This is a genomic window from Streptomyces kebangsaanensis, assembly GCF_001906585.1.
In the GTDB taxonomy this organism is placed as follows: domain Bacteria; phylum Actinomycetota; class Actinomycetes; order Streptomycetales; family Streptomycetaceae; genus Streptomyces; species Streptomyces kebangsaanensis.
Genome location: NZ_JUJA01000075.1, coordinates 1 through 9,909, shown reverse-complemented (window position 1 = coordinate 9,909; position 9,909 = coordinate 1). Strand labels below are relative to the sequence as shown.

Annotated in this window: 10 protein-coding genes and 2 pseudogenes; 6 read left to right on the top strand and 6 right to left on the bottom strand. The window is 67.8% G+C overall.

Annotated features, from left to right (window positions below):
• The first annotated feature begins 260 nt into the window (after positions 1-260).
• A complete protein-coding gene (locus RH94_RS10900; protein ID WP_234425683.1) occupies positions 261-779 on the top strand; it encodes a hypothetical protein in 519 nt (172 codons plus the stop codon).
• 332 nt (positions 780-1,111) lie between these two features.
• Here RH94_RS10900 and RH94_RS10890 read toward each other — a convergent pair whose 3' ends face one another.
• Positions 1,112-1,777 (bottom strand): DUF1998 domain-containing protein, encoded by a 666-nt coding sequence (locus RH94_RS10890; protein ID WP_234425682.1) that lies wholly within the window; start codon positions 1,775-1,777, stop codon positions 1,112-1,114.
• Between the two features lie 159 nt (positions 1,778-1,936).
• Positions 1,937-2,426, bottom strand: a pseudogene (locus tag RH94_RS46605) (DNA helicase UvrD); the annotation flags it as partial.
• Between the two features lie 207 nt (positions 2,427-2,633).
• Here RH94_RS46605 and RH94_RS10880 point away from each other — a divergent pair.
• The 4 genes from RH94_RS10880 to RH94_RS10865 all read left to right on the top strand — a co-directional run bounded on the left by RH94_RS10880 (position 2,634) and on the right by RH94_RS10865 (position 5,999).
• Entirely contained in the window at positions 2,634-3,017 is a 384-nt protein-coding gene (locus RH94_RS10880) for a restriction system modified-DNA reader domain-containing protein (protein WP_158073003.1), read from the top strand.
• A gap of 81 nt (positions 3,018-3,098) precedes the next feature.
• The gene (locus tag RH94_RS10875; protein WP_073945971.1) at positions 3,099-3,995 is read left to right on the top strand and encodes an ABC-three component system protein; all 897 of its coding nucleotides are present in this window, start codon (positions 3,099-3,101) and stop codon (positions 3,993-3,995) included.
• Positions 3,992-4,258, top strand: coding sequence for an ABC-three component system middle component 6 (locus tag RH94_RS10870; protein WP_073945972.1), 267 nt, complete (start codon positions 3,992-3,994; stop codon positions 4,256-4,258). The genes RH94_RS10875 and RH94_RS10870 overlap by 4 nt, the downstream gene beginning before the upstream one ends.
• Entirely contained in the window at positions 4,236-5,999 is a 1,764-nt protein-coding gene (locus RH94_RS10865; protein ID WP_073945973.1) for an ABC-three component system protein, read from the top strand. The genes RH94_RS10870 and RH94_RS10865 overlap by 23 nt, the downstream gene beginning before the upstream one ends.
• A gap of 204 nt (positions 6,000-6,203) precedes the next feature.
• On the opposite strand, the gene RH94_RS10860 is transcribed toward RH94_RS10865, so the two are convergent.
• The 3 genes and pseudogenes from RH94_RS10860 to RH94_RS38670 all read right to left on the bottom strand — a co-directional run bounded on the left by RH94_RS10860 (position 6,204) and on the right by RH94_RS38670 (position 8,806).
• Entirely contained in the window at positions 6,204-6,755 is a 552-nt protein-coding gene (locus tag RH94_RS10860; protein ID WP_073945974.1) for a hypothetical protein, read from the bottom strand.
• Positions 6,752-7,822, bottom strand: a complete 1,071-nt coding sequence (locus tag RH94_RS10855) for an AAA family ATPase (protein WP_234425467.1) — start codon at positions 7,820-7,822, stop codon at positions 6,752-6,754. The genes RH94_RS10860 and RH94_RS10855 overlap by 4 nt, the downstream gene beginning before the upstream one ends.
• 510 nt (positions 7,823-8,332) lie before the next feature.
• Positions 8,333-8,806 (bottom strand): annotated as a pseudogene (locus tag RH94_RS38670) (DNA-processing protein DprA).
• Positions 8,807-8,881: 75 nt separating this feature from the next.
• Between RH94_RS38670 and RH94_RS10835 the strand changes: the two are divergent.
• Complete coding sequence (locus RH94_RS10835; RefSeq protein ID WP_234425468.1) at positions 8,882-9,151, top strand: hypothetical protein; 270 nt, start codon at positions 8,882-8,884, stop codon at positions 9,149-9,151.
• 63 nt (positions 9,152-9,214) lie between these two features.
• On the opposite strand, the gene RH94_RS10830 is transcribed toward RH94_RS10835, so the two are convergent.
• Positions 9,215-9,685, bottom strand: coding sequence for an ATP-binding protein (locus tag RH94_RS10830; protein ID WP_073945977.1), 471 nt, complete (start codon positions 9,683-9,685; stop codon positions 9,215-9,217).
• Positions 9,686-9,909 lie beyond the last annotated feature (224 nt).

The following is a 9,909-nucleotide window of genomic DNA, read 5'->3' as shown; positions in this document are numbered from 1 at the left end:
GGTGCCGCCGACGGCGAACCGCGGATCCGCGCCGGTGAGCAGGATTGCGTGGAAGGCGCGGTGCTGCCACGGCGCAGGGCGCCCACCACGCCCGGAAACGCCTTGCGGCATGCGGCCGGGCGTGGCCTGACCGCGTTCTTCTGGTCGGACATCACCCGGTACGGCACCTTCGGGCTGGAGATGGACACCCGGCTCGGCCTGGGGCCGGCGGTCGTCGTGCCCCGCCCCCGCACTCCGGCGGACACCGCCGCGGGGAGACGATGTACGACTTCCAGGTCCTCACCGGCCCGTGCCGCGATTGTCGAGCACCTTGCGCGCCTGGAGGCGCTCGGCTCGCAGCCCGGCAAATCGGGAGAGGGTTCAAGTCCTGGTTCGGCCAGGAGCTCCCGCTGAAGCGCGAGACGCTGCTCGCGGTCGAGCCGGAGCGACGATCGGCGTTCGTCATGGAACTCGCCAGGGAGCGCAGCATGTTCACACCGGACGAGCCCGACGACCGCGTGAGCCGTGTCGTGGATCTCGGCGCTCGCATCTGTCGCGCCAGGTACGTTCCCAAGGATGTCCACACGGGCCCGATCTCGTTCTTCCGCGCCTACGACTCCGCGCTGTGCCAGACCGCCACGGGAGGCTGGGAAGAAGTCTCGACGCAGCCGCCGCGCGTCCGGGAGCTCCCCGGCGACCACGTCACGCTCGTCGTCGAGCCCCACGTCGATCGCCTGGCGCGCGAACTCCGGGCGGCGATCGCGGAGGCGACTCAGCCCCGCCGGTTGGAGGGCGGCTGAGGTCTGTCGCGGAAATGGATTTTGGTCGTGAATGATCATGCCCTGTGAGCAGAGTGACCTGACAGACGGCAGTGGGCCCGGCTGGAGCCGTTGCTGCCGCAGGGCACCAAGCCGGGCCGTCCGCCGGTTCGGACGCGACGGCAGCCGACAGACGGCGTGCGGTGGCGGATGCGAGCCAGAGCAAACGGCTCAACAGCTCCGGACCCACCGCACCCGACCACGCGGAGGACATTCCGCGACCGCCTGCCGACCCAGTTCACGGCGGGCCTCGGCAACCGACGGCGCCGTCCGCACCTGGAGAGACTCCTGATTCGTCTGCTTCCCGTTACCCTTCAGCTCGTGCTTCTGCCCGCCAAGGCACCGAGTAGCGCGATGGCTTCACTTCGACTCAACAACTCGTGGAAGCGCTCGTTGCGGAAGGTTCGCAGGCATGCGTGGCAGCTGCTCTCCGGGCCGCACTCGCAAGCGCCGACGCGGGCGAGTGCGGCCTCGACGACCGGTTCGAGGTGCTCTCCGATGCGGATCGCGTTGCCCGCGCCGCCCGGTGTGGTGTCGAAGAGCAGCAGCGACGGCATTCCGTCGGTTCCGATGTGGACCGTGCCGTCGATGTCGTCCCGGCTGATCTCCAGGTGGGTGGCCGCACCCTCCAAGAGCGCGTAGAGACCGGAACGCAGGGTTTCCTGCGTCGCACTGAGGGCGGTGAGCGGGTCGAGATGGATCTGGAGGAAGTCCGTCTGGTACCGGTGCGCGAGGGACACGACCCGCAGTGGGCCGGTGCACTGCGCGTCCTTCAGGAGATGAGGGTGCCCCGCACGCCGCGATGCCGCGCGGGCGTGCGGACGACCCCAGCCGCACCAGTCGCAGATCTCGTACCCGGCACCGCCCGGCCCCTCCGAGACGACGACCATCTCTCCCCGGGCGCCCGCCGACCAGGCCGTGGTGTGATCGGAGGCGAAGACGGTGGTCCCCTCGTGGATGTCCGCGGTGTCGGTGGACATGTGGGTGTCGCCGTACCAGGAGCGGCGCGGCGGGGTCTGCCCCGGGCGGCGCTGGGGTCCGCGTGCGGCGACGAAGCCGTAGACCGGCTCGATGTAGCGGCGCGGCGCGGTGGTGGCTGTTTCGCCGCAGGCGGTGCAGGTGGGGTCGACGGGCTCGGTGGCCTATGGTGCGGGCGGCGCGCAGGGTGACGTCGTCGATCCCGAGGTGCCGCAGCACGGTGTCCGACCAGGGGGCGAACAGCAGTTGGGGAGCGGCGGCGGCCTCCTGGGCGAACAGCGGGGTGATCTGCTCCATCGCGGTCAGGTCGCGCACCTCCAGGCAGCGGGTCACGCTGTTGACCGTGTAGAGCCGTCGCCGGGCCCAGGAGTAGGCCTTGTCGTGTGGGACAACGTGCACGAAGACGAAGAGGTCGCTGCCGTCGTCGGGCGCGAGCAGCACGATCCGGAGTCCGTCGTCGACGCGGATCGTCCGCATCCGGGGGTCACGGGAGCTGACCACGGACTCCAGGTGCAGCCCCTTGTCCGCGTGCAGTTGCGGGACCGTCAGCTGCTAGAACTTGGCCATCGCCTTGTGAACCCGGGCACGGGCCGGCTTGTCCAGCCGGTCGACGCCTTGCCAGAACGTGCTGGTGATCGCGATCTGCGGCATGCTCCCCACCTTCGTCAGCGCCGATCCTCAGCACGGCCGTTGACTCAGTTTACGGGTGGCGCTCGCGATCGTCGCCGACGGTGCCGCACATCACGGATGGCGCTCGGTTGTTCCTGGAGGGCAGTCGCGCGTGAGAATTGGACAACAGCTCCGAGCCCGCCCTACTTTCTCCTCCAGGTCGGCATGGGAGAAAAAGAGGGGGCGTCCATGTCCAGACGAACGATCGTTGTGGACGACGAGGTGTTCGAGCGTCTGCAGCGCGAGGCCCAGCCACTGATCGATACCCCCAACAGCGTGCTGCGGCGTCTTCTGGCTCTCGATGCACGGCCCGTGCGACCGGGCCCACTCGGACCGCTGCTCGACGCAGGGTTGTTGGAACCCGGGCAGCGACTGGTCTGGCGCCGCCGCAACCTCGCACAGAGGTATCTGGCGTACGTCACTCCTGAAGGTCGCCTTCGGCTCGACGACGGCCGCATATACGACTCTCCGTCAGGGGCCTGTGACGCCGTGGCGCACTGCAAGGTCAACGGGTGGGATGCCTGGCGCACCGGCGAAGGTGTCTCGCTCAGCGTGCTGCGCAGCCGGATCTGAGCGTCCAGAACAGGGGGCAGCACGGTGGATTTCACACAGCGTATGTTTGCGCGCTTGTTACTGCGTCAACAGCTCGTCGATATGGACGGTACCCAGTTCGAGCGGTTCGTGGACAGACTGCTCGGCCTTCTGCACGCCGACTACCTGCCGGTGCGGGCCCACGGCCCGCTGGGCGACGTGGGCGCGGACGGCCTGATGCTCAGCGAAAAAATCCTTTATGCCTGTTACTCGCCACGCACCGAGGTACTCGCCGACGTACGGAAGAAGTTCCGCTCGGACCTCCACAAGGCGATGACCAAACGCAAGGGCACCTTCACGACGTTCAGGTTCACGGTCAACGACAGTCGGGACCCCGGCATCCACCCCTTTCTGAGTCTGACCATCAGTCGGGCCAGGACAAAGGTGCACCCGGTCGGCATCGACATCTACGACGCGGACCGGATCGGCAGTGACGTGGTCCGCCTGGACCTCGTCGAGGTCGAGGACCTCCTCGGGACCCCGATCCCGGTGGAGGACCGCGTGTATTCGATCGGGCTCGCCAATCTCGCCCCGCTGCTGGAACACCTCGGTACGCGCCGGCGCACCAGCGCCCCGCTGGACGCGATTCCGGATGTCAACGCATACAAGATCGAGTTCAACCGGGCCCGTGTCGGCCCGGAGGTGCACGCGGCGCTGACCGAGGGACTGCGGTACAGCCACTTGGTCGACGCGTACTACGCCGGGCTGAACTCCGTCGACGAACACGACCGGGTGGCCCAGGGGTTCCGCGCGTACTACTCGCAGGTCCGCGACGAGCCGGGGAGCGACGAGGACCTCTGGCACCGTCTGCACCAGTACATTGTCGGCAACCGCTCGGTCACCATCACCACCACCAAGTGCGCGTCGATCATTCTGGCCCACTTCTTCGAGCGCTGCGACCTGTACGAAGTCCCGCCCGCGGGGTGGACACCGGGGGCGCCGGGGCAGGAGGACACGTGATCACCCCTACCAAGGGCATCTCCCCGGACCGGTCCCTGCTCGCCGTGGGTGCACAGATCTCCATGATCCTGAATCATCCGATGACCGTGTCGCAGGCGTGGTCGGAGTTCCGGTCGCGGCGCGAGGAACTGGGGCACCGCTCCCCCGTCAGCTTCGAGTGGTTCGTGCTCGGTCTCGACGTGCTCTACTCACTCGGTGCCCTGGAACTGCGTGACGGTCTGCTGATCAGGAGGAAGAGCCATGCTGCACCGTCTCAGCGCTGACGACCCCCGCTTCCGCACGGTCACCTTCCGCACCGGCCTCAACCTCCTCGTGGCTCATACGCGAGGCGAGTCCTCCGGTACGGACAGCCGCAACGGCACCGGGAAGTCCAGCATGATCGAGCTGCTGCACTTCCTGCTGGGCTCGACCGTGCGCAAACACTCCCTGGTGACCCGGCCGGCGCTGCGCAACATCCGGTTCACCCTCGAGCTGGACTGGCCGGGCCAGGCCCGGCAGGTCAAGGTGAGCAGGTGCGGGAAGCGTCACAAGGTCGTCGAGACCAACGCCCTCCTGGGGGAACGCGTCCAGCAGGGCCTCGACTTCGACGACGACGGCTTCGAGTACTTCGACGAGCTCACTGTCACCGAGTGGACTCGGGCCATCGAGAGCCACCTGTTCCGCCTGCCCGCCGACCACGGCCCAGGGATCTCCGGTCGCGCCATGCTCTCCCTACTGTTGCGCCGTGCCGGTGCCCATGCCTTCAACAGCCCGGTGCAGACGTTCCCGCAGCAGCGCCCGTCGGACGCCACGGCGAACCTCGCCTATCTGCTGGGGCTCGGCTGGCAACTGGCTGCCCGGTACCGTGAGATCGCGGCACGGGAAGCGACCCGCAAGCAGTTGCGTGCCGCCATGGACGATCCCGCCTGGGCCCGTGTGGTCGGCAGCACCGCCGACCTCCGCACGAAGATCGTCGTAGCGGAAGCGGATGTCGAGCGTCTCACCCGTGAGGTGAGCGCCTTCCGCGTGGTACCCGCCTACGAGGAGCTCAAGAAGCAGGCGGACGAACTCGACCGGCGGGTGCGCGCGCTGCCGGACGAAGACGTCATCGACCGGCGCAACCTGGCCGACCTCCGACGTGCCGTGGCGGAGACGAACGACCCGGAAACCGAATACCTGGAACGGGTGTACAACGAACTCGGCGTGGTACTTCCCGACGGTGTACGCCGCAGTTTCGACGATGTACGCGGCTTCCACCACTCCATTGTGCGCAACCGGCGCCGCTACCTCTCCGAAGAGATCGCCGAGATCGAGCGCCGGCTCGCGGACCGCGAAGAGGAACGCACCCGTCTCGGTGACGAGCTGTCAGCCACCCTCAGGGCACTTCAGGAGGGCGGAGCACTGGACGGCCTGACGGCGCGGCAGCAGCTTCTCGCCCAGAAGCAGGCCACCCTGGCCGCCCTGCGAAAGCAGCACGAGACGGCTCTCGCGCTGGAAAGCAGCCAACGGGAGATCGCCGAGCAACGGGCCACGCTGCGGACCACCCTGAAGGCGGACATCGAAGAGCGCGCATCCCAGACACGCGAGGCCATCCTGATGTTCACCGAGTTCGCCCGCCGGCTGTACGGCGGCGAGCGCGACGCCTACCTCCTCATCGATGCGGGCACCCACAGCCTGGAGATCACCCCGCACGTCGACAGCGGGGACAGTCTCGGCATCAACCGCATGGTGATCTTCTGTCTGGATCTGACGGCTGCCGTGATCTGCCACCGGCACGGCAGGGGACCCGACTTCCTCGTCCACGACAGTCATCTCTTCGACGGCGTCGACGAGCGGCAGATCGCGGAGGCCCTCAAACTCGCCGAGGAGGTGTGCGCCCGTGAGGGGCTCCAGTACATCGTGACCCTCAACTCCGATGTACTGGAGCAGGTACGGCTCCTCGGTTCGGTGCAGCACGTGTCACCGATCGAGCCGAAGCTCGACGACAGGTACGAGGAGGGCGGGCTGTTCGGCTTCCGGTTCTGACGAGGCGGCAGGGTTGACGTGATGCGGGGTGGCACGCACCAGCAATGGCGTTGCTGCCGTCTCCCTCACCGGCAGGATCGTCGACCGCTCCTTCACTGACACGCGGTTCACGCGCGCCGCGCTGGACGAGATGGACTGCGCGTACGCCCTGTGGTGTGCGCGCCTGAACGAGAGCCGAGGTGGTGATCGTGCGGCCGTCTCAGTTCATGCTGACGGCTCGTCGCCCACCGGATCCCCAGCCTCGCTGTGCGGCGTCGTGGACTGCTCCGACCGCCCCCGGAAGGCGGTTCCCTTCGCGGTCCGCGATTCGACGCGCTCCACGATGCGGTCGATGACCCGCTGGGGGTCCTTCCACTTCATCGCCAGCCGGTCGTGGTCCATCCCGTGCTCGGAGATGATGTCCCGCAGTTGTTCGAGGTTGAGCTCGCCCAGGCGTGAACGAAGTCCCGTCTCGCCGGCCTCGGCGAAGACCGCGAACGGCTCGATTACTCCGGGGGCCCTCCGGCTGCTTCGCCGCGGGCGTTCGGCCAAGCGGGACGTGGTGTGTGGTTCGGAAGGGGTGAGGGCCTTGCTCAGTGTCTTGGCAAAGCGAGGCGTCCGCGCGGCTTCGGATGCCACCACGGCGAGGACACGCGCCAGGGTGCCCGCGAGTTCCGGGTGGGACGCGCCGAGCTTCGTCAGGGCTTCCTCGGCCTCTTGCAACGGGGCACGCAACGTGCTGCTGTCGTCGGGCCGAGTGTCGCTCTGCTCGGTCACACCTTCTCCTTGACCAGTTCGATGAACTCCTTCGTCATGGCGCGGAAGGCATCGTACTCTCCGCGGTATCCATACTTCTGACGCAGGGTGCCGCGGTCGGTGAATTCCGCGGAAGCGGCGATGCCGTCCCTCTCGGGAATGTAGGGCGACAGCACGGTCGGCAGTTCCCCCTTGCCGTCCTTGAGTCGCCGAACGGTGTTCTGATGAACGGTGGAATTCGCCCTGTACTTCGTCACCACGATTCCGATTTCAACGATCTCATCCCTGTCCGCCAAGCCTTCGGCGAAGTCCCGTACCCGCCGCTGAATCTGAGGGATACCATAGGTGGACAGGACATCGGGAATCGTCGGAATGATGTACCCGTCAGAGATACGCAGCCCGTTCAGAGTGACGATGCCGAGGTTGGGCGGGCAGTCGACCAGGACGTAGTCGTAGTCGTCGGTGATCTTCCGAACCGCCTTGCGCAGAAGGTCGGTCGGGTTGTTGGAATAGAAACGCCCCGAGGACATGGTCGCCAGACGGTCCTGAACATCGATGAGATCCAGCGACGACGGCAGGAGATCTACCTTCCTGACCGCTTTCACCGGTGAGACGTTGCGCTGGAGCGTCTTCTCCAGATCGAACTCCTCGGGCTCACCATCAGGCCGGAGGGCGTCCTGGAAGAGGGTCGCCAGAGTGTGCCCGTTGTCGTTGAGAACCTTCCACTTCTTCTCACCGATGAGAACCGTCGTCAGGTTGGTCTGCGGATCGAGGTCGATGACCAGCACCCTCTTGCCGAACTCTGCGGAGAGGAACTCCGCAAGCCCCACCGTGGTGGTCGTCTTTCCCACGCCACCCTTCAGGTTGATGGTCGAGATGACATAAGCCATGTACTTCTTCCTCCGCTTGAGGTAGCGCCGAATGCGACTCGCCTGGAAGACCGGTCCGCTGCGCAGATCCGCGACGGGAGATGGGAAACGTTTGTCGCGAGTACGCCAATTAGCGATGACTGTCCGGCTGACGCCGGCCATTTCCGCCACTTCGAACAGACCAACGAGCTGGTCGTCAGCATCGGATGCGTCCTGCACGACATCTCCCGTGAACGGTCTTCACGTTTTCTCGCCAAGCGTGAAGGCTGTTCACGGTCGCCGTCAATCGCCAACGCCCGCCAGTGGTTGCATAGTTGATTTCGCACGCCCCCGGGCGCAGATTCACGCCGGATGAATTCGACCCAGCCCGTCTCCCCACCAGGTCCTCCAGGAGAAGGGCCCCTGGCATGCTCGGCGCCCGAAGATGGTGGCCCAGTCCCAGGCCCCGTCGTACTTGAGGCGCCGCACCGCCTTCTCCGGATCGCCCGAGAACATCGCGATGGCGTCGACGCGGCTGAACCCCCGCTCGTCCGACGACAGTCCGCACAGAAGGTTCGAGCAGCCACGCCCCCGTCCCCGGCGCCTGGCTTCACACCGGGCAGTGGGCCCCGGGAACCAGCTCCAGGGATCGGGCCGCGCAGTCGGCACAGATGCGAGCGCTGCCACCCAGGTAGTACGGGCAACGGACGCAGTGCGGGAATCCGAGGGATTCCAGTCCCTCGACGTGTCTCACAGGATGGCCGGCGCCAGTTGCTGACGCTGCTCGCCGGCCCTGCGCACCTGCTCCGCACCGGCCAGCTCCTGAAGGACGTCGGTCAGCTCGTCCACCACGGCCGCTCGTCCCTCTTCAAGCATCTTCGCCGCCCACGGCTGGGCGGCGACCAGCAAGCGCAGCAGGAACACCCGCTTCCCGTGCTCCGACGCGATGCGCGCCTGCATCTTCGCGCCCGAGGTCCGGGACGCCTCGATCACGACCGTGCCCTGAGTGAAGCCGCTCATGGTCACATTGCGCCGTGGGAACGTTCAGCGGGCCGGGCCGGCCGTCGGCCAGAACTGGGACACGACGGCACCGCCCTCCGCAACGGTACGGTCGGCCAGGCCGCGGTTCTCCGGCGGGTACATGGGGACCGCGATGCCCGTACCGACCACGGCGACCGTCCGGCCGCCGGCGTCAAGCGTCGCCGTGTGCGCCGCGGTGTCCACACCGCGGGCCAGTCCCGAGGAGACCACCACCGCGCGCTCGGCGAGGCGGGCGGCCCCGGTCGCGGCATCTGGCCGATGACGCTCTACCCGGGCGCCGGGCGCGGGGGCACGGCGGAGGTGGTGTTCCAGTACATGGCTGCACGGGCCCCGTTCACCGACCGCGCGCTGCGCGCCGAACTCCTCACGCGCCTCAACGCCCTGGATGGTGTCGACATCCCGGAGGGCAAGCTGGAGCTGCGTCCCAACATCCGGCTGTCCCTGCTGGAGAAGAACCGCAACCGCGAACTCCTCGCCGAGACACTGACCTGGTTCCGGGACCGCTGGGAGAGCCGGGGCACGTCCTGAGGCCCCGCCGGCCGACGGCCGGGCCAGGGTGAGGGCGGGGCACCGGGCGCCGGACTGCCCTGCCTACCCCCCTGTCCGGGCGGATCGCCGGGCGCACTCCGCCCACACCGTCTTCCCGCCCGGACGGTACGGCTCGCAGCCCCAGTCGTCGGCGAGGGAGGCGACGAGGAGCAGGCCCCGTCCGGACTCGCCGTCCGCGTCGGCGTCCGGTGTCGGCACGGGCGGACGTTCGCCTCGCGCGTCGGTGACCTCGATACGGAGGGTGGTGGGCGTCAGGATGAGGGCAAGGCGTGCGTTCCTGCCCTGCACCCGGCCGTGCAGGGCGGCGTTCGCGGTCAGTTCGGCGATGAGGAGAGAGGCCGCGGCCGTGCCGTCGGCGGCGGCGGCCTCCGGCCATCCTTGCTGCGCGGCGAGCCAGCGCTCGGCGGCATGGCGGGCGGTGTGCGCGCCGCGTGCGGTGGTGGGGAACGTGGTGCTGAAGCGGCCCGCGACGATGGTTGGTTCACCGGGTGCGGTGACAGTTTCCTGGTTCACCTCACCGAGGGTGACCGAGTCGGCTTACCTTGTGGAGCACACCGGGCAGTACGCAGGGTGACTGTCCCGATGCGGACGGTGTGATGTACGGGCGTACGGCCGTGACCTGGCCGGGACTTCGCCGGTTCGTCCTCGGGACACGGAAGACTGGGTGGTGGTGCGGCATGGCAGTGCAGCCGGGTGCGGAGGCTCCTACGGGCAGTGAGGCGGACGGCACGGACGAG

What these genes read in the sequence shown, in the direction of transcription:
- RH94_RS10900 (WP_234425683.1), top strand. Translation starts at nt 261, where the DNA reads ATGTACGACTTCCAGGTCCTCACCGGCCCGTGCCGCGATTGTCGAGCA.
- RH94_RS10890 (WP_234425682.1), bottom strand. Translation starts at nt 1,777, where the DNA reads ATGTCCACCGACACCGCGGACATCCACGAGGGGACCACCGTCTTCGCC.
- RH94_RS10880 (WP_158073003.1), top strand. Translation starts at nt 2,634, where the DNA reads ATGTCCAGACGAACGATCGTTGTGGACGACGAGGTGTTCGAGCGTCTG.
- RH94_RS10875 (WP_073945971.1), top strand. Translation starts at nt 3,099, where the DNA reads ATGGACGGTACCCAGTTCGAGCGGTTCGTGGACAGACTGCTCGGCCTT.
- RH94_RS10865 (WP_073945973.1), top strand. Translation starts at nt 4,236, where the DNA reads ATGCTGCACCGTCTCAGCGCTGACGACCCCCGCTTCCGCACGGTCACC.
- RH94_RS10835 (WP_234425468.1), top strand. Translation starts at nt 8,882, where the DNA reads ATGACGCTCTACCCGGGCGCCGGGCGCGGGGGCACGGCGGAGGTGGTG.